The sequence below is a fragment of the Brevibacterium sp. Marseille-P9724 genome, assembly GCF_902500275.1.
In the GTDB taxonomy this organism is placed as follows: Bacteria; Actinomycetota; Actinomycetes; order Actinomycetales; family Brevibacteriaceae; genus Brevibacterium.
Genome location: NZ_LR722993.1, coordinates 195,050 through 213,520, shown reverse-complemented (window position 1 = coordinate 213,520; position 18,471 = coordinate 195,050). Strand labels below are relative to the sequence as shown.

Below are 18,471 nucleotides of genomic sequence, written 5' to 3'. Positions count from 1 at the left end.
CCGCACTCGTTGGCTTGGCTTTGCTGCTGCTTGCCTCCCTGTACTTGGGTTCCAAAGATCTTTCCATTGGCGAAGTGACCAGCATCCTCATGCATGGTCCGCACCCATCTACGCAATCCGGCATCAATGCTGAACAGTCCGGCATCATTTGGGACTTGCGCGTTCCGCGCACCCTCTTGGCTGTGATCACAGGCGCAGCCCTGGCTATGGCGGGTGCCATTGCTCAGAGCTGGACCCGCAACCCCCTGGCAGATCCCGGCATTATCGGCGTGAACGCTGGAGCAAGTTTCGCAGTCGCTGCGGCACTGACCTTGGGCTGGGCAACGACGGTCGGGGAGCGGACACTTGTAGGGCTCGTCGGGGCGGCCGTCGCTGCCTTAATCGTGCTGTTGATTTCCCGCGTATCGCGTAACCCGCTAACTCTGGTACTCGTGGGCGTGGGAGTTACCTTCGCCCTGCAAGCAGCCACGAATATGCTGAGCCTCTATTCTTCCGACACCCTGGAAGGGCTCCGCCGCTGGACCGTTGGCTCTACGGCTGGGCGGGGTATGGAAGACGTGGCCTTAGCTGCTTTAGGTCTAGCACTAGGTGCTCTATGTGGTGCGCTTGCAGCACGCCCGCTGGATCTACTTGCGATGGGAGAGGACTCCGCCCGTTCCCTTGGCAGCTCGCCCACGAGAACCCGCTTGTTGGCTGCCGCAGCGGTGATCATCCTCGCCGGCTCGGCGACAGCCACTGTGGGGCTTGTGACATTCGTGGGCTTCGCCGTGCCACACCTACTACGCCCGTTTACCGGCCCGTCCCTGACTCGCCTCTTGCTGCCGACCGGCATTGTTGGTGGCGCGGCTGTGTTGCTAGCCGATATTGTGGGCCGCTTCGTCCTGCAGCCTAACGAGCTGGAAATGTCCATTGTCTTAGCTATTGTCGGTGCCCCAGTGATGATTCTGGCGGTGCGACGTAAGAAGAGTTCACCGACCTCGAATGACTCGGAGCTGACGATATGAGCGATATGACGTCTATCCGTAGTCTTAAGCGTTCACGAAGCAGACGCGTCCTGGCGGCTTCGGCAGGGTTCGCCCTCATAGCGGCTCTTTGTTACTGCTTAATCCTGGGGCAAGGAGCGGTGAAGCTCAGCCCGATGGAAGTCATCGAGGTTCTCACCGGTGGGGGCACACAGCAAGCAATCAACGTGGTGTGGGATCTCCGCCTGCCTGTAGCAATCGCTACCGTTCTGGTCGGCGCGGCTCTAGGGCTGGCAGGTGCGTGGACTCAGACCATGGCCCGCAATCCGCTGGCCAGCCCGGACATTCTCGGTGTATCCGGCGGCGCGGCGGTTTTGGTTGTGGCGGGCACCGTAGTTACCCGCCCTGCATGGAGTGAGGGGGTGCCGACGTTCTGGTGGCGTGCTGCACTCGCTTTGCTTGGCGCACTAGTGATCGTTGGTTTGCTCGTTCTACTCGGTGGCTTCGGGACGTCGCAGCGCGTAGTGGTCATCGGCCTGGCACTGTCTTTCCTCACGCAGTCTTTAGTGCAGTATCTCCTGCTCCGGGCTGACTTAACTCGTGCCACGGATGCCCAAACTTGGCTCGCTGGGTCTACCGGCTTTGTGCGTATGGAAGCTTTGTTGCCTATGGTGTTGGGCCTGTTGCCCTTCGTAGTTTTAGGCCTCTGTGTTACGCGCGATGTCCCTCTTCTTTCTCATGATGACGCCACCGCGTCCACACTTGGGGTAAATGTCACGAGGGTGCGCGCTATTTTGCTCATTGCCGCAACGGGCATTGTCGCGGTGGTGGTTTCCTTTGTCGGCCCAATTGGATTCGTGGCACTATTGGCTCCTCAGCTGGCCAAGCTGGTGGCCGGAACGCCCACGCCCCATCCGTTGTGCTCTACTTTTGCAGGCGCTGCTCTATTAGCTGCGTGCGCCGTCGTGGCGGGCGCACTGCCATTTACATCCCCTGTGGGTTTGGTTACCGCCATCATCGGTGGCCCCGCGTTGGTGTTGCTTGTGTGGTTGGCGGCCCGTCGCGGAACTCTGAAAGGAATGGTTCAATGAACGTTCAAGCTGATCACGTCACCGTGGGCTACAACGACGGCCCAAGCATTGTTAAGGACGTGTCTTTCACTGCAGAGCCCGGGAAGGTCACCACGCTCTTAGGCCCCAATGGTTGTGGCAAGTCGACGTTGCTCAAGACGCTTTCTCGGCTGCTTGCTCCCGCCGAAGGACGGGTTCTTGTAGAGAAAAAGGACGTGCATAGTTTGCGGTCGCGCGAAGCCGCCCAACTAATTGCGCTTTTGCCACAACACCCGCTGTGTCCGGCGGGATTGACCGTTGGAGAACTTGTGGAGCGCGGACGGCACCCTTATCGTCGATCGCTCTGGGGTGCGGGAGCGACGGCGTCAGAAGATAAAGAAAAAGTGCGCGAGGCGCTGAAGAAGACGAAGGTTGACCATCTTGTTGCCCGCGACGTGGCGGAGCTTTCTGGCGGCCAGCGGCAGCGGGTCTGGATGGCGATGGTGTTGGCGCAGGATACGCCAATTGTGCTGTTGGACGAACCGACTACCTACCTAGATCCGGCACATGCGATAGAGATTCTAAGTATCGTGCGGGAGCTCGCTCAAGAGGGCAAGACGGTGATTACCGTACTTCATGATCTTGGCCTGGCGGGAACTTTTAGCGACGAGATGATCGTCATGAAGGAAGGGGAAAAGATCGCCGAGGGTTCTCCAAAGGAGGCTCTGACGGTGGATGTGTTGCGCGAGGCATATGGCCTGAATGCCGAGGTGTGGGAAGATCCCCGCGGTATGGCTCCGATTATTGTGCCGCGAGGGATTGTGGCTAATTAAGGCCGTGCCCTGCCTAGGAACCAATAGGGGCACCACTGCACGGATTCGCTATTGAGGCCCCAGGTGTGAATTGCGTGGCGCCGTACTTCCTTGCAGAGCTGTCCTTCACCCGCGACCCAGACGTACTTCGACTGTGTTGCGGGGTGTTCGGCACGGTCCAGTTGCTGTAGGTGGGACATCACTGCCGTGCTGAAGTCCGTTGTAGCGCTAAACAGCACTTCTAGGCTGCCCAGCTTGCTCTCCCAGTCGGCGACGAGGGATGGCTCGAGGTCACCATGGTTCTCGGCGACCACTACGAGGTGTATGTCGCGCAACTGTTCCGGGGTAAACGCATCCGCGTAATCCAAAATGGCGCGAACGGAAGGTACGGCAGATGGGTCTGCGATAAGTGTTTGTGAACTTTGCGCGCGGTGCCAGAGGCCCTGGCATGTCCAGATGCCTACCTGGTCGCCAACACGAGTTGCAAGAGCCCAGGCGAGCCCTGGTCCGACGTGCTCATCCTTTGGATTTTTGACGCCATGTGTCGCCACGTCGAAAGTTATCTGTCCGCACTCGGGATCGAGTGAGCGTACGGTGTACCAACGTAAATTTGGGCGTTGGGTCTCCGGCATGGCTGTAACGCTTGCGCGGATATTGGCGCCACCTCCGTGGAGTGGTAAATGGAGATTCTCGCCGGGCTTAGCCGGCATAAAGAGGCCAAAGAATTCGTCCGGGCCGGAAAGCTGAAAGCCGACTAGCTCGGGGGAGCGGATGACAATCCTCTGCAGGTTTTCTGCCGGGGCGCTGACGTCATAAACAGTGGCGCGGATGATTCGATGGTGCGGTTCAGAAGGGGCGGCCAAGAGTAGGTGGTCAGAAAAGGCCGCGCGGTAGGCGGAAGTGCTCGTCGGAGTGTTCAGGGTAACTGGGTTCGAGGTCATAGTGGGAGTTAACTTACCCTTACCTAAAGCAAAAGTGAAAGGGTGAGGGGCAGAAAAAGCCCCGCGGGGATCCGAGGTGAACTGGCCCCCGAAAGTTGGACTGGTTTAATTCTAGGCGGTGAGGGCTTCAAGGGTCTGATTTCGATATTGCTGAGGTTACCCACGTTTAGTGGACACCCTATTAGTGCGGATCTTGTGTCCGTAGGAGAGGATGTTCATTGTGAGTCAACAGCGCAAGAAGTACACGCCGGAGTATCGGCGTGAAGCCGCGAACCTGGTAATAGAGTCGCGGCGTCCGATTGCTCATGTGGCTAAGGAGATTGGTGTGTCCGCCGGGCTTTTAGGCCGGTGGGTCAAACTCGAGCGTGAGCGCCGAGGAGCATCAGATGGGATGAGCGAGGCTGATCTTCGTGCTGAGAATGCTCGTCTTCGTCGGGAGCTGGCTGAAGCCAAGATGGATAACGAGTTTTTGTCAAAAGCGACAGCCTTCTTCGCTGCGAAGCAACGCGAGCAGAAAAGTTCGAATTGATGCAGCAGGAGAAGGCGAACTACAGCATCAAGCGCATGGCACGGCTTTTTAAAGTGTCTCGGTCTGGATACTACAAATGGGCCCATACGCAGCAGAAGCGACTATCGGGCGAAGATGATCGTGCAGCATTTTACGATGATGTTGACCGCAAGATTCACCGGATTTGGAAAGACTCCGATGAGGTTTATGGTGCGCCGCGGATCACCGCAGAACTTGCCGAGCGCTACCACATTGCGCTTAACCGTAAGACTGTGGCTAAACGGATGTGCATGATGGGGATTGAGGGGATTTCACCGCGGGCCTTTGTCCCGGTGACAACGATTCAAGCTAAGCGTAAGTCCACGCTTCCTGACCTGGTCAAGCGCATGTTTGATACTGGTGAGCTCAACCGGGTGTGGATGTCAGATATTACCTACTTGCGCACCGGTGAAGGCTGGTTGTACTTGTGCGCGGTCCGCGATGGCCATTCCCGCCGGGTGCTGGGCTGGGCTATGGATAGCGTTCAAGATACTTCCCTGGTCGAGCGGGCCCTGCGGATGGCGCACACGTTGCGTGGTGACGTTCCTGATGGGCTGGTGTTTCACGCTGACCGCGGAGCTCAATTCACTAGCGAGCAGCTCTGGGAGGTTTGCCGCAGCCTGGGCATTGCTCAGTCCGTGGGGCGTACTGGTGTGTGCTTTGATAACGCGATGGCTGAGTCGTTCTGGTCGACGCTTAAAACCGAGTTCTACGACCGTAAGCGCTGGACGACCCGTGATGCTGCACGCAAGGCCGTTGCCTACTGGATTGAAGTCGTCTACAACCGTCGACGCCGACATTCCGCACTCGGTATGGTCAGCCCCGTCGACTTTGAGAACCAAATTGGTCTAATCACTAGCAGAAAAGAAATAGCTGCCTAACCACTAGGTAGCTCCACTACGTGTCCACGATTTGCGGGTAACCCCAACCCCCTGTTTGCCTCACACGGTGCTTACTGCTGGTGTCCGCCTACTTCCTACAATCGTATGTACGGTGTTGCAGCGCACAGCGATAGTTCCTGTCTTCTCGTAATTGCGTAGGAGGTATAGCACCCACAACCCAGGTTCATGTAAACCTCATCGGGAACAACCGCAGACCGCCCTCACTCACTTCTTCTGAGCTTGGAGGATTTCAGCGAAGAACGACTGCTGGTCGCTCCAGTCACCGACGTTTTCGCCGTTGACCTGCACCGTCGGAGTGCCCTTGAGCCCGTTGTTGAGGGCTTCCTTCGTCGACTGGGTGACATAGTCCTCAAACTGGATGTTGTTCACGCAGTCCGTGACGGTCACATCATCCTCAGCGGTGTTGATCTTCTTGTCGACGTCGACTCCGGCTTCCTTGGCCAGGTCGAGCATCTTCTGATCATCAAGACCCGTTGCGCCCTCTTCGGGCTGCTGGGAGAACAGGCCGAGCGACAGTTCCTGGAACTTATCGGCCTGGCCGGAGTCGACAACACACATCATGAGGTTGGCCGACCGGGTCGAGTACTTTGTGCCGCCGGACCGGTTGTCCAGCAGCGCCACCGGCTGGAAGGTCAGCGAAATATCGCCGTCATCGGCGAGCTTTCCAAGCCCCTTGCCGTTGAGGGCTTCGAACTGCCCGCACGCAGGGCACTGGTAGTCGAGGAACACCTTGACATTTGGCGCGCTGTCCTTTGCGTCCTTGCTGTCTTTGCTCGGGTCCCCCGTCAGCGCCACACCGTCGCCGTCTTTGACGAACGTCACCGAGCCGTCGCTGTAGCCCTGCGGCTGGTCAGCCGGCCGTGTGGACTGGTAGATGAGAACACTCACCACGACTATCACCAGGACCACCACGAGTGCGATTCCGATGAAGAGCACACGCTTGGCTGTCTTCTGCTTGCGGGCCTGCGCTTCGGCAATCTGCCGCGCCTTTTCACGCGCGGCCGAACGGCGGTCAATGTTCGACGGTTTCTTCGCCATGTTTCTCTGCTGTTCCTCCGGTTGAAGATCTCACCGACAATCCTACTTGCGCCTAAGACCGCAGGCGCACATCCTCCCTGGGAAAAGCACCGGGATCAGCTATGTCAGCTGCGGAATGGAGTCCACGGCCTCCGGCGCCAGCGGCCACGGGTCGAAGCTGTCGCCGGCCAGCACTCCAGACAGGAGAAATGCGGCGGCGATCAGCAGAACCACGCCGATGATCAGCCCGGCCAACCTCGATGACCCCGTACACCGGTCGAAGGCAAGCCGTGTTCCCAAACGCAGCATCTGCGAACCCGGTCCCCTCCACAGGACGAACGTGTACACAACCGAGGCGAGGAACAGTTCGAATGTAACCGACATGGGGCCGTCACCCAGCTCAACGAGGTTCAGGTGAGCCAAAATGAACGTCGCCAGGCCAGCCATAAGGGGCAGAATCGTCGCGAAGACACTGAGGAAGACGGAACTGAAGAACGCACCCGGCGCGTGAGACACGAAATCCCACTTCCCGCTGCCGGGCCCTTCGTAGAGGCGGCGCCTGCGCGCAATGATGTGCGCCTTGCCGAACGTGCGCGCCAACACCTGCCACAGGTAGGAGACCACCACCAGAATCAGGGGCGCGAACACCGCCGCCGCCATGCCCAGCATGACAGCGCCGAAAGTCGGGAAACGACCGCGGACCGGCTTGTCCGGCACCGGCTGCCCGAAGCCCGCATTCGGATAGGGCTGCTGCTGCGCGATTGGGCTAACGCCCTGGTGCGGCACGACGGGTGCCGGCGAATGCGGCTGATAGGGAGCAACGGCAGTCTGATGTGCAGCGCCCGGCTGGGGCGAATAGGGCCGGTGGGCAGGCTCCAGCGAACCGTGCACCGGAGGCTTCCACTGAGGTGCCGCCGGCTGCTGGCGCGGGAAAACCTCCGTGCGGGCCACCGCCTCCGGCTGCACCCTTGTCTGGTCTTCTGAACCCGGACCGGGGTCTGGCTTCTCTTCTGAGCCCCGACCGAAGTCTGGCATCCGCCCCTCTTCGACGTCGATGAGGGCGCCGAGCAGCTCGTCCCCCGTGGGACGGTCTTCCGGTTTGGGCTGCAGCGCAGCTCGGATGATGGGATCAAAGCGCTCCGGGCAGTCTTCGAGATCAGCCCGTCCAGTCGCCACCCGGGCAATGACCGCATCAATGCCGCCTCCGCCGAAGGGATTGCGGCCCGTGGCGGCAAAGGCCATCGTCGCTCCCCAACCCCACCAGTCAGTCGACGGTGACGAGTCTCCCCCTTCGACCACCTCGGGAGACAGGTATCCGGGAGTTCCCATGACCAGACCGGTCACCGTGACGGTGACCTCGTCAACAGCCTGTGCAATCCCGAAGTCGATGACCACGGGCTCACCATCGGAGATCATGACGTTGGCCGGTTTGAGATCACGGTGGACAACACCGGCGGCGTGCACGGCTTCGAGCGCATCCAGCAGCGCGTGTCCGAAGTGCACCAGCTCGGGCTCGGTGAACGGACCGCCTGAGCGGACGTCTTCAAGCAAAGTTGCGCCGGACACGAACTCCGTGACGATATACGGGCGCTGAGCATCAAGATCAGCATCGAGGACGGCAGCAATCCGCGGATGCGATATCCGCTGCAGTGTGCGAACCTCACGGGCTAGCCGCAAGCGCGAAGGTTCGTCGTCCGCGATGCTGGGATGGAGGACTTTTACGGCAACGGGCCGGTCGTGCTCGTCATAGCCCTTGTACACAACGCCCATACCGCCTGAGCCGAGCTTTTCGCCCAGGCGGTAGCCGCCAACTGTCTGCAGATTCATCAACAACAGGGTAGACGAATTCAGTAGGATGGTCTGCAAGTCCCGGATCTCCGCACAGGATTCGCACCGCGCACGCAGGGTCTGCCCGTCGCCGCACCGCCGAACTCTGCGGTCGAGTAAGGAGCACAGTGAAACGCCTGCACGCCGCCGACCAGCTGCCCACCATCGACCCACCCGCGCAGGGCCCGGAATTCCTCGTAGTGGCCAACCGGCTGCCCATCGACCGGGACGATTCCGGTGACGAACCCGGCTGGAAGACCGCTCCCGGCGGTCTCGTAACGGGACTTGCACCCGTTGTGCGCCGAGCCAGCGGAGCGTGGATCGGCTGGCCGGGAATCACCGACACCGACGTTGACCCCTTCGAACACGACGGAATGCACCTGGTGCCGGTGCGCCTGAGCTCTGACGTCTTTCGGATGTACTACGAGGGCTTCTCCAACGGCACCCTGTGGCCGCTGTTCCACGACGTCATCGCACCGCCTGCATTCCACCGCACGTGGTGGGACAAATACCTCGACGTCAACACCCGCTTTGCCATCCGCACGGCCGAAACCGCCGGCAGAAACGCAACCGTGTGGGTGCACGACTACCAGCTGTTCCTGGTCCCCCAGCTGCTGCGCTCCATGCGCCCGGACGTCAGCATCGGCTTCTTCCTCCACATTCCATTCCCGCCGGTGGAGCTGTACAGCCAGCTGCCGTGGCGCTCTGAGATCCTGCGCGGAGTCCAGGGTGCGGACCTCATCGGCTTCCAACGGCCCACGGATGCAGCGAACTTCCGCCGCTGCGTGCGCAAACACTCCGGCTTCATCACCAAGGGCGACGACATCACCGTCACCGCCGACCCGGACCTCGGAACCGAGGAACACACCGCACGCGCTGCCCACTACCCCATTTCGGTCGACACGGAAGCCCTCATAGAACTGGCCGGCGACCCTGCAATTCAGGCTCGTGCACAGGACATCCGCCGCGAACTGGGAAATCCGGACATCGTCATCCTCGGCACCGACCGCATGGACTACACCAAGGGTCTGCGCCACCGCCTCAAAGCCGTTCACGAACTCCTCCGCGAGGGCCGCCTGAACAAGGACAAGGTCACGTTCGTGCAGATCGCCACCCCCAGCCGCGAAAGGCTCGACCACTACAAGCAGATCCGCACGGAGGTCGAACTGGCCGTCGGCCACACCAACGGTGAATTCTCCGGCCTGCACAACCAGGTCATCCACTACTTCCACCACTCTTTTCCCCGCGACGAAATGACGGCCTTCTACCTGGCGGCAGACGTCATGCTCGTCACCCCGCTGCGCGACGGCATGAACCTCGTGGCCAAGGAGTACGCGGCCTGCCGCACTGATGATTCCGGTGCGCTCGTGCTCTCGGAGTTCGCTGGGGCTGCCGATCAGCTGACCCAGGCCGTGCTCATCAACCCCCACGACATTACGGAACTCAAAGACGGCATCATGCGCGCCGTGGGCATGGAAGTGCGCGAACAGCGCCGCCGGATGCGGCCCATGCGCAGGCGCCTGAAAGACGAAACCGTACACACGTGGGCAGGCAGCTTCCTGTCGGACCTGGCCAGCATTGCCGGCACGGAGCCCGTTCCGCTGGAAACTGCGGCCATCAGCTTGGATGCGGTGCGCGAGGGACTGGGCTCAGATGAGGTTTCGGGTGAGCACAGCGACGGAAGCGCACGATGAGCCGGCTGAAAGACGCGCTTTCGCAGGCGGCCCAAGCGAATCTGCTGCTGGTCGCACTGGACTTCGACGGTGTGATGGCTCCGCTGGTGGACAACCCGTACGAATCCCGCGCCCTGCCGGAATCACTCAACGCGGTAGACCTGCTGGATCGGCTGCCGCGCACGTGGACGGCATTCGTCACCGGCCGCAACCTCGACAATCTGCGCTCGGTTGTCACTCCCCCAGACAACACTCTGCTGTTCGGGGCCCACGGGGCCGAGGTGTCGGTCCCCGATGCGGCCGCGGTTGAAAAAGCTGCCGTACCCGGCAGCGGAGAGGATCTCTCCACGCGCGAAATGCGGGTCCTCGACGTCATCGACACCGCCCACGAAGAACTCGATTCGCGCCTGAACCACACCGGGATCTCCGGCATGTGGCTTGAGCGCAAACCGCTGGGCCGGGCGTTCCACACGCGCGAAGTCGAACCCAAGGGCGCCGAAATCGTTCGCAGAACCCTCGACGAACTGTCAGCCGAACTTGACGATGTGCGGATTGTCCACGGTCACGACATCGTCGAATTCAGTGTGCGCAGCACAACAAAGGGTGACGCGATCGACCAGCTGATGCGGGCCACACGGGCCGACGCGGCCATCTACATGGGCGATGACACAACTGACGAAGACGCCTTCCGCCACCTCAACCGCTACCCCGGCGGGCTGACCGTCAAAGTGGGCCAGGGTGCGACGGAAGCCCGGCTGCGGGCAGAAGACCCGCGCGAGGTGTCCCGCGCGCTCGCCCATTTAGCCAGCGCCCGAGAACGGGAAGTGTCACGGGAGGCCTGACGGCACCTCGGCAGTGGGCAGGTTCCGGTCAGCGGCGGGCCAGCTGAGTCAGCGACGGGCCAGCGGCGCATCCGAACTGCGCAGAACGAGCTCGGGTTCGACCCAGTAGGCCGGCAGCGGATCGACCGGCCCGGCCATGAGCCGCTCGATTTCGCGCACGCCCGTGCTGGCCAGCTGCTCCCAGTCGAACGTGACCTGAGAGACCGGCGGATTGAACACATCGGCATCCGGGACATCGCCGACGGCCAGAAACGACAGATCGTCAGGCACCCGCAGGCGCTGCCGCTGGGCCGCTTGGAGGAAGCCGACCGTCAGATCCGGCGACGCGCTGATGACGGCAGTGCACTTGGTGTCCAGTAGCTGCTGCGCAGCCTGCGCACCGGCGAGCACACCGGGGTCGGAGACAACAACCGGAGCCTGTTCCCGGGTACCGGTGATGAACAGCAGGTCAGCCATCGTGGTTCGAAAAGCACTCACGCGGGAATTCTTCGCGGAGTCCTCCGGCACAGCCAAGCCGATCCTCGTGTGCCCCAGCTGCACAAGGTGGCGCACAGCGGTCTCAATGCCGACCGATGAGTCCATGATGATCTGCGCGAAACCGGTGTGCCGGGCGTGGGAAATGCGCAGCATGGGAAGTTCGGTGCTCGCCAGCTTCTCCGCTTCACCCGAAGCGGGCCCGCCGCCGACGACGATCACCCCGTGGACCCCAACGGCTGAGAGCAGTTCGTAGGTGGGAGGAAGACCGGGGTCGGTGACCGCTTGAACGGCAACGTGGCCGACGGCGAAAATGCGCTTGGTCAGCTCTTCTATGAGGGTGGTGAACGGCTCGATGTCCGGCCCGATGGGCGCTGCCGTGACCACGGCGATCCGCTTGACATCGGGGTCAGCCGGCACCTTCACGCCCAGGGTGCGCAGGGCGATGTCGACAGCCCTGCGGGTTTTCGGCGCAACTGACGCCGAACCGCGCAGCGCCCGTGAAGCAGTGGCCTGAGATATTCCCGCCGCCGTGGCGATCTGCTGCAGGGACACACCGGAAAGTTCGTACTGGGTCACGCTCACCTCCTGACTGCCGCGGTCGAGGCGCGGGCCAGCAGCCGAGGCCGGAAATTCGGGGGAACCGCCATCGGCGGCGAACCGTCCAGAATGTGCAGGGCCGCCCTGGCAAGTGCCTCCGCCAGACTGTCGGTGTCATAGGACAGGACGGTTGCCGGCGGGTTCGTAAACCGCATTGTCGACGAATCGCCGATGCCGATGACCGACAGGTCGCGCGGCACGCTGAGACGACGACGGCGCATGGATTCAAAGACTCCGTACATCTGCAGGGCACTCTGCGTAATGACTGCCGTGCAGGCGGCATCGCGCAGAACCAATGCGGCCTCGACACCGCCGGCGAAGGTCTTTGGGACTGCCGCAATCCAATCGTCGAGGTTGGGGGCGATCGCCGCAGCCGGGTGGAGAGCTTCGAAGTTCTCCTTGAGGATCTCCGCGAGCTCTCCGACGTCCTTGCACACCAGCCCAATACGGCGGTGCCCCAGATCGTACAGGTGGTCGAAAGCCAGCTGCATGCCCGCGCGCACATCGATATCAGCCGCAATATCGTCGCGGCCGACCATTCTTCCGTCGGTGCGCACAGCACTGCTGCGCCGCCCGGGCTGGGAGAACCGCACCACAGGCACATCGACATCGAGTTCGGTGAAGGTGGGTGTGACGATGACAGCCGCTCCGGCGTTCAGGCACGCACTCAGCTCGCGGCCTTCAGCATCGAGATACGGCGTCATGACGGCATGGCCGGCACGCTGCAGGTGGGCGATCGCAGCCCGCGCGACGTCCGTCTGCCAGTGTTCGGGATTCTCCGGCAGGCTCACCGCAGCAAACTGACCCGCGGCAGCGCCGAGCAGAGTGGAGCGCTGATAGCCGACGTCGTGAACCGCACGCATCACCTTGGCGCGCGTTGCCTCTGCAACAGTGTCCCGACCGCCGAGCACGCGCGAGACAGTCGAAACCGACACTCCCGCCCGCTCAGCAACGTCTTTCAGCCGAACACCCATACGGCGAGTCTACGGCAGGGCGCAGGGAGATCAGCTCCCCTTGCGGTAGTGTTGTCCCTGGTGGCAGCCGCCCACCGCGGCTTTGCGCCACGCTGCTCAATGACGAAAGGCACCAATGGCACGGGTCGTCCTCACAGGTCTCACGCACCGCTATCCGTCGACTGTGACAACGACAATCGACGACCTCAACCTCGATGTTCCCAACGGTGAACTGCTCGTGATCCTCGGCGGGACCGGTTCGGGCAAAACCACCCTGCTGCGGCTGATCAGCGGGATGGAAACGCCGACTGCCGGGACCATCGCATTTGACGGAGAAGACGTCACCAAGCTCAGTGCCCCTCAGCGTCACGTTGTCATGGCCTTTGAGAACTACGCCCTGTACCCCCACATGACGGTCGCCGAAAACATGGCCTTCGCGCTGCTGCTGTACGGCGAAACCCACGAGGGCGCTATGGGGCGCGTCCGCGCGGTGGCCAGCCGCATGGGACTGCAAGACCTGCTCGACGCCACCCCGGACGAACTGACCGGAACACAGCGCCACACCGTCGCAATGGCACGCGCGGCGGTACGCCGACCGGCGGTGTTCCTCCTGGACGAACCGATGGGCCGACTGCCCCACGACACCCGCGAAGAGACGACCGCAGCCCTTGCAGACCTGCAGCGCACAATCGGCATCACGGCAATCGTCGCCACTCGCGACACACAGCTTGCACTCGACATCGCCGACCGAATCGCCGTGCTCGAAAACGGCAGGATCACGCGGCTCGGAACGCCAGACGAGCTGCGCGACTTCCTGTGACAGGCGTGCGGGGTGCGCGGGGCGTGCACATCGCTGCTGTTGACGATGACATCCGCGAGCGCCTTGCGACCCTGCCGTGGGACAGACCCCTGGCCCAATGGGACGGTGTGCAGTTCGGTTCGCTTGGCCTGTCGCGCCACACCGTCCGTGCAGTGGAGTGCGGGCAGGCTGAGGCGCTGGCTGAAACGCTGATCATAAAGGAAACAGACGAGGGCAGAGCCGGTGACGAATACCGACTGCTGTGCTCCCTGCGGGACGCGGGCCAGCCGGCGGTCCGCCCACTGGGGGTCGTCACCGGCCGCACCACCCCGACTGCGGGAGCACTCATCACCCAGCGGCTGACACCGGCCGCCCGCTATGACGAAATCCTGCGCGACGGGCCCCGTTCAACCGCCGCGCACAGCGTGGTCGACGCCTTTGCCGGGCTCCTGGCCCGCCTTCACCAGGCCGGGTTCTTCTGGGGCGATGCCGCTCTGTCAAACACGCTGTTCTCACCTGGGCAGGCCGGGTACACCGCGTGGCTTGTCGATGCAGAAACCGGTGAGCTTCACCCTCGCCTGTCCGATGGCCAAACAGCGCACGATCTTCAGCTGGCGCGCCTCAATATGGCGGGTGAGCTCTACGCCAGCACAAGCACCGCTGCCGAGGCGGATGCCGCCGCGGTGCGCGCACTCGACTCCCGCTTGGCGGAGACGTACCGGTCCCTGGTTGGGCAGGGCTGACTCTCAGGCGCCGGGTTCGGCAGGAGCGCTGCGCAGACCGCGGGTGCGTGCGATTTCGTACAGCGACACCGCCGCTGCGACACCGGCGTTGAGCGACTCTGTTGCCCCGGCCATGGGGATGGACACGATCTGGTCGCAGGTTTCGCGGATGAGCCGCGACAGGCCCTTACCCTCTGAGCCGACCACCAGGCAGACGGGTTCGGTGCCCAGCTGCAGTTCCGGCAGGTCGACTTCACCGTCCATGTCGAGGCCGAGCACGAACACGCCCTGCTTTTTGAGTTCGGCGAGCTCGCGAGCCAGGTTGACCACCTGGGCCACTCGGATGCGGGCGGCGGCCCCGGCCGATGTCTTCCAGGCGCCGGCGTTCATTGCGGCAGAGCGGCGTTCGGGGATGATCACCCCGTGTCCGCCGAAAGCGGCGGCTGACCGGATGATCGCTCCGAGGTTGCGGGCGTCGGTGATGCCGTCGAGCGCCACGAGAAGCGGTTTCTGGACTTCTGCGGCTGCTGCGTCCAGCAGGTCCTTCGGCGTCGCGTACTCATACGGCGGCAGGACCAGGGCGAGCCCCTGGTGGACTGCCCTGTCGGTCATCCGGTCGAGTTCATCGCGGCTTGCCTCCAACAGCGGCACTCCGCGGTCAGCGGCAATTGCGATCGCATCGCGCACACGGTCGTCGGAATCTGCTCCGCGCACAATGTAGAGCGCTTTGGCCGGCACGCCCTCTCGGAGTGCTTCGAGCACCGAGTTGCGCCCGGCAACCGTGTCAGCACCCTGTTCGCCTTTGAAGCGGCGGGAGTTCTGTTTTCCCTGCTGACGGCGCTGCCGTTCGAGCTTGGCTTTGTGCGCTTTGTGGTACACGCGGTCTTCGGCCTTTGGGGTGGGGCCTTTGCCCTCCAGCCGACGCCGCCCGTGACCGCCCGTTCCCTTGCGCGGACCCTTTGCCTTTGCCATATTCAGTCCTTTATCTGGTAGCGGTAGCCGTCAGCGGTGTCTTCGACGACTATGCCGGCTGCCGCCAGCTGATCGCGGATCGCATCAGCCACTGCCCAGTTTTTGTTCGCGCGCGCCTCAGCGCGGGTGCGCACGAGCTCATCGACCAGCTGGTCAAGAGCCTGCGCGGTTGACGAGGATTCTCCACCCTCAGCCCAGGTGGACGAACTCGGGTTGATGCCGAGGATGTCGAGCATGAGCTCCACCGAGGTGAGCACCCGGGCGAGTTCGCTTCGGTCTCCGCCGTCGAGCAGGCGGAAGCCTGCACCCACCTGGTCGAACACAACGGCCAGGGCCTTCGGAATGCCGAGGTCGGCGTCCATTGCCTGCGCGAAGGCTTCCGGCACAGCCGTCGAGGTGTCGCGGAAGGTCGGCACTGCCGGAGCCTGGTCACCGAGCTCCTGACGAGCGCGGGCAATGAAGTTGCGGATCCGCTCCAGGGCCGGGGCCTGCCCCTCGACCAGTTCTTCTGAGAACTCCAGCACGGACCGGTAGTGCGCGGTCGACAGGAAGTAGCGCACCAGCAGCGCCGAATGACCGTCGAAGAGGTCGTGGGCGAAGATCGAATTGCCCAGCGATTTCGACATCTTGTCCCCGCCGACGTTGAGCAGACCGGAGTGCATCCAAATGCGGGCAAAGCCATCGCCTGCCGCAGTTGACTGGGCGAGCTCGTTTTCGTGGTGAGGAAAGCGCAGGTCCAGCCCACCGCCGTGGATGTCGAATTCGGCGCCCAGGTATTTGGTCGACATTGCCGAGCACTCGATGTGCCAGCCCGGCCTGCCGCGACCCCACGGGGTCGGCCAGCTGGCTGTGATGGGATCGCCGTCCTTGTGGCCTTTCCACAGTGCGAAGTCGCGCGGGTCGCGCTTGCCGCGGACCTCGGCATCGGTTTCGGCCATGTCGTCCAGGCTCTGGTGCGTCAGCGCACCGTACTGGGGCCAGGAGCGAGCATCGAAGTACACGTCCCCGCTGCCGTCTTCGGCCGCATAGGCGTGGCCTGCGTCAATCAGCCTGCCGATCAGTTCGATCATTTCGGTGATGTGGCCGGTGGCCCGAGGTTCATAGGACGGGTGCAGAACGCCGATCCTGTCGTATGCGGCAGTGAACACCTGCTCGTACTTGTAGGCGTGGGCAAACCAGGGGCGGCCCTCTTCTGCAGACTTCTGCAGGATTTTGTCGTCGATGTCGGTGACATTGCGAACCAGCAGAACATCGAGTCCGCGGTAGGTCAGCCAGCGCCGAAGCTGGTCGAACACGACAGCCGAGCGCATGTGGCCAATATGGGGCGCACCCTGAACGGTCGCACCGCACACGTAGATCCCCACCCGTCCGTCGCAGACCGGTACGAGGGGTTCAAGGGAGCGGGACTTGGTGTTGTACAGCTGAATTGTCACGGCTGACAGTCTAGCCGCCATGCGCCGCCAGCGCGGGGATGGCGTCACCGCAAGCGGTGAACACAACAGGCCTTCGCACCCATCCCGCAGTCGTTGTCAGCGACAGTCTGAGAATCACAAACTGGCAACAGTCTGAAAGCAGCCTGGACGAACTATGATATTCGTCACTCATTCGTTTAAAGTTTTCCCATCATCGCAACAAACAAAGGTGTTTCTATGTCAACTCAAGCACCCCCTCAGGGTGAAAAGCGGCAGGTTTTCGTCAGCCGCAGCGCTTTCATCTTCGCTGCAGTCGGCTCCGCGGTCGGTCTGGGCAACATCTGGCGCTTTCCCTATGTCACCTACGAAAACGGCGGCGGAGCGTTCATCCTCCCCTACCTCGTCGCACTCATCACGGCAGGTATTCCGCTGCTCTTCCTGGACTACGCAATAGGCCACCGATTCCGGTCGTCCGCACCCCTGGCCTTCCGGTCCATGAATCGCGCAGCCGAACCCATCGGCTGGATTCAGGTGGGCATTGCCACCGTCATCGCCATCTACTATTCAGCGATCATCGCCTGGGCGGCCAGCTACGCATGGTTCTCCCTGTCAAAGGCGTGGGGCGATGACCCCGAAGGCTTCCTCTTCGGTTCGTACCTGCAGCTGGACGAAGGCGGCCTGCCGACAGCAGACATCGTGCCGGGCGTGCTCGGACCGCTCATCGGCGTGTGGGCAATCACGCTCATCATCCTTCTGCTTGGAGTGCAGGACGGCATTGCCCGCTTCTCCAAGGTCTTCATTCCGCTGCTCATCGTCCTGTTCGTGGCACTCGTCATCCGCGCGCTCACCCTAGAGGGCGCTATCACCGGCCTTGACGCCCTGTTCAAACCGGACTTCTCCCAGATTGCGCAGCCGAGCGTGTGGATCGCCGCATACGGTCAGATCTTCTTCTCGCTGTCCGTGGCCTTCGGCATTATGCTGACCTACGCTTCGTACTTGAAGAAGCGCACCAACCTCACCGGCTCCGGCCTTGTTGTCGGCCTGTCGAACTCCGCGTTCGAAATCCTCGCGGGCATCGGCGTGTTCGCCGCGCTCGGCTTCATGGCCCACGCCGCTGGAAGCGATGTGAGCGAAGTCGCCGCCGGCGGTGTCGGCCTGGCATTCGTCGTGTTCCCGCAGATCATCTCCGAAATGCCCTTCGGTGAGATCTTCGGCGTGCTGTTCTTCGTCAGCCTGATCTTTGCGGGTCTGTCCTCGCTGATCTCGCTGGTGCAGGTGCCGATCGCGGCAGTTTCGGACAAGCTCGGCATTTCACAGCGCAAATCCACCGGCTTCATAGGCGGCGGCATGGCGCTGGCAGCAGTCGTCGGCTTCGCCACCACCTCGGGCCTCATCACGCTGGACACGATCGACTACTTCGTCAACAACATCGGAATCGTCGGCATCGCCATCATCGCGATCATCACGGTCGCCTGGATTCTGCGCCGCCTGCCGTTCCTGCGCGACCACCTCAACGCCGTGTCGTCGTTCAAGCTCGGCAAAGTGTGGATGGTCTTCGTGGGCATCATCACCCCGGTTGTCCTGGTCGTCATGCTCATCCAGGTCATCCAGACGACGATCAAAGAAGGCTACGAAGGCTATCCGCAGCTGACCCTCAACCTGCTCGGCTGGGGCGTCCTCGGACTCATCGTCGTGGTGTCGCTCGTCCTGTCGATCACCCCGTGGCCGCGCAAGAGCCTCGAAAAAGTCGAACGAGCACAGGCCGAGTTCGAACAGCAGCTGAACGAGCCAGCCGCAGCTGCAGAAACCCAGGCTGCCGCACCGAACAACGAGAACGGAGTTACCCCATGAGCGCATCCGCAGTCATCATGATGCTCATCGCCATCATCACCGTCTGGGGCGGTCTCGGAGCCGCAATCCTGCATCTGAAGGCCCACCCTGACGAAGCGGCCGGCGACATCGACTGA

17 protein-coding genes are annotated in these 18,471 nt (G+C 62.4%); 10 read left to right on the top strand and 7 right to left on the bottom strand.

The window, feature by feature from the left end; translation table 11 throughout:
* The first annotated feature begins 14 nt into the window (after nucleotides 1–14).
* Genes GC119_RS06890 through GC119_RS06880 form a run of 3 tightly spaced genes read left to right on the top strand, consistent with a single transcriptional unit; the run spans nucleotide 15 to nucleotide 2,844 of the window.
* Nucleotides 15–1,004, top strand: a complete 990-nt coding sequence (locus tag GC119_RS06890; RefSeq protein ID WP_226829336.1) for a FecCD family ABC transporter permease — start codon at nucleotides 15–17, stop codon at nucleotides 1,002–1,004.
* Nucleotides 1,001–2,053: an iron ABC transporter permease gene (locus tag GC119_RS06885; protein ID WP_319643752.1), complete on the top strand. Its 1,053-nt coding sequence runs from the start codon at nucleotides 1,001–1,003 to the stop codon at nucleotides 2,051–2,053. Before GC119_RS06890 ends, GC119_RS06885 begins: the two co-directional genes overlap by 4 nt.
* The gene (locus GC119_RS06880) at nucleotides 2,050–2,844 is read left to right on the top strand and encodes an ABC transporter ATP-binding protein (RefSeq protein WP_070574802.1); all 795 of its coding nucleotides are present in this window, start codon (nucleotides 2,050–2,052) and stop codon (nucleotides 2,842–2,844) included. The genes GC119_RS06885 and GC119_RS06880 overlap by 4 nt, the downstream gene beginning before the upstream one ends.
* Here the strand turns inward: GC119_RS06880 and GC119_RS06875 are convergent.
* Entirely contained in the window at nucleotides 2,841–3,764 is a 924-nt protein-coding gene (locus GC119_RS06875; RefSeq protein ID WP_070574804.1) for a siderophore-interacting protein, read from the bottom strand. The two genes, GC119_RS06880 and GC119_RS06875, sit on opposite strands and share 4 nt — an antisense overlap.
* 211 nt (nucleotides 3,765–3,975) lie before the next feature.
* Here GC119_RS06875 and GC119_RS06870 point away from each other — a divergent pair.
* Nucleotides 3,976–5,192 (top strand): IS3 family transposase gene (locus tag GC119_RS06870; protein WP_141750220.1). Its coding sequence is split into 2 segments (ribosomal slippage): nucleotides 3,976–4,237 and nucleotides 4,237–5,192, totalling 1,218 coding nucleotides; the frame shifts between segments, so codons are not numbered across the junction.
* A gap of 225 nt (nucleotides 5,193–5,417) precedes the next feature.
* On the opposite strand, the gene GC119_RS06865 is transcribed toward GC119_RS06870, so the two are convergent.
* Nucleotides 5,418–6,251, bottom strand: a complete 834-nt coding sequence (locus GC119_RS06865; RefSeq protein ID WP_070574806.1) for a DsbA family protein — start codon at nucleotides 6,249–6,251, stop codon at nucleotides 5,418–5,420.
* A gap of 99 nt (nucleotides 6,252–6,350) precedes the next feature.
* Entirely contained in the window at nucleotides 6,351–8,057 is a 1,707-nt protein-coding gene (locus GC119_RS06860) for a serine/threonine-protein kinase (RefSeq protein WP_070574808.1), read from the bottom strand.
* A 128-nt stretch (nucleotides 8,058–8,185) separates the two neighbouring features.
* Here GC119_RS06860 and GC119_RS06855 point away from each other — a divergent pair, with 128 nt between their 5' ends.
* Both GC119_RS06855 and otsB read left to right on the top strand, forming a co-directional pair.
* Nucleotides 8,186–9,751: an alpha,alpha-trehalose-phosphate synthase (UDP-forming) gene (locus tag GC119_RS06855; RefSeq protein WP_151952768.1), complete on the top strand. Its 1,566-nt coding sequence runs from the start codon at nucleotides 8,186–8,188 to the stop codon at nucleotides 9,749–9,751.
* A complete protein-coding gene (otsB, locus tag GC119_RS06850; RefSeq protein WP_070574813.1) occupies nucleotides 9,748–10,572 on the top strand; it encodes a trehalose-phosphatase in 825 nt (274 codons plus the stop codon). The genes GC119_RS06855 and otsB overlap by 4 nt, the downstream gene beginning before the upstream one ends.
* 48 nt (nucleotides 10,573–10,620) lie before the next feature.
* On the opposite strand, the gene GC119_RS06845 is transcribed toward otsB, so the two are convergent.
* Nucleotides 10,621–11,625 (bottom strand): LacI family DNA-binding transcriptional regulator, encoded by a 1,005-nt coding sequence (locus GC119_RS06845; protein ID WP_070574815.1) that lies wholly within the window; start codon nucleotides 11,623–11,625, stop codon nucleotides 10,621–10,623.
* A 2-nt stretch (nucleotides 11,626–11,627) separates the two neighbouring features.
* On the bottom strand, nucleotides 11,628–12,620 hold the full coding sequence (locus GC119_RS06840; protein ID WP_070574816.1) for a LacI family DNA-binding transcriptional regulator: 993 nt from the start codon (nucleotides 12,618–12,620) through the stop codon (nucleotides 11,628–11,630).
* A gap of 115 nt (nucleotides 12,621–12,735) precedes the next feature.
* Between GC119_RS06840 and GC119_RS06835 the strand changes: the two genes are divergently transcribed.
* The gene (locus GC119_RS06835) at nucleotides 12,736–13,419 is read left to right on the top strand and encodes an ABC transporter ATP-binding protein (protein WP_151952767.1); all 684 of its coding nucleotides are present in this window, start codon (nucleotides 12,736–12,738) and stop codon (nucleotides 13,417–13,419) included.
* A gap of 23 nt (nucleotides 13,420–13,442) precedes the next feature.
* Complete coding sequence (locus GC119_RS06830) at nucleotides 13,443–14,141, top strand: lipopolysaccharide kinase InaA family protein (protein WP_070574819.1); 699 nt, start codon at nucleotides 13,443–13,445, stop codon at nucleotides 14,139–14,141.
* A gap of 3 nt (nucleotides 14,142–14,144) precedes the next feature.
* Here the strand turns inward: GC119_RS06830 and rlmB are convergent, their stop codons facing one another.
* Nucleotides 14,145–15,092, bottom strand: a complete 948-nt coding sequence (gene rlmB / locus GC119_RS06825; protein WP_070574821.1) for a 23S rRNA (guanosine(2251)-2'-O)-methyltransferase RlmB — start codon at nucleotides 15,090–15,092, stop codon at nucleotides 14,145–14,147.
* A gap of 2 nt (nucleotides 15,093–15,094) precedes the next feature.
* Nucleotides 15,095–16,525 carry a cysteine--tRNA ligase gene (gene cysS / locus GC119_RS06820; protein WP_070574822.1) on the bottom strand — a complete coding sequence of 477 codons (1,431 nt, stop codon included), beginning with the start codon at nucleotides 16,523–16,525 and terminating at the stop codon, nucleotides 15,095–15,097.
* A 216-nt stretch (nucleotides 16,526–16,741) separates the two neighbouring features.
* Here cysS and GC119_RS06815 point away from each other — a divergent pair, with 216 nt between their 5' ends.
* Both GC119_RS06815 and GC119_RS06810 read left to right on the top strand, forming a co-directional pair.
* A complete protein-coding gene (locus GC119_RS06815; RefSeq protein ID WP_070574824.1) occupies nucleotides 16,742–18,355 on the top strand; it encodes a sodium-dependent transporter in 1,614 nt (537 codons plus the stop codon).
* Nucleotides 18,352–18,471 (top strand): methionine/alanine import family NSS transporter small subunit, encoded by a 120-nt coding sequence (locus GC119_RS06810; protein ID WP_019175780.1) that lies wholly within the window; start codon nucleotides 18,352–18,354, stop codon nucleotides 18,469–18,471. Before GC119_RS06815 ends, GC119_RS06810 begins: the two co-directional genes overlap by 4 nt.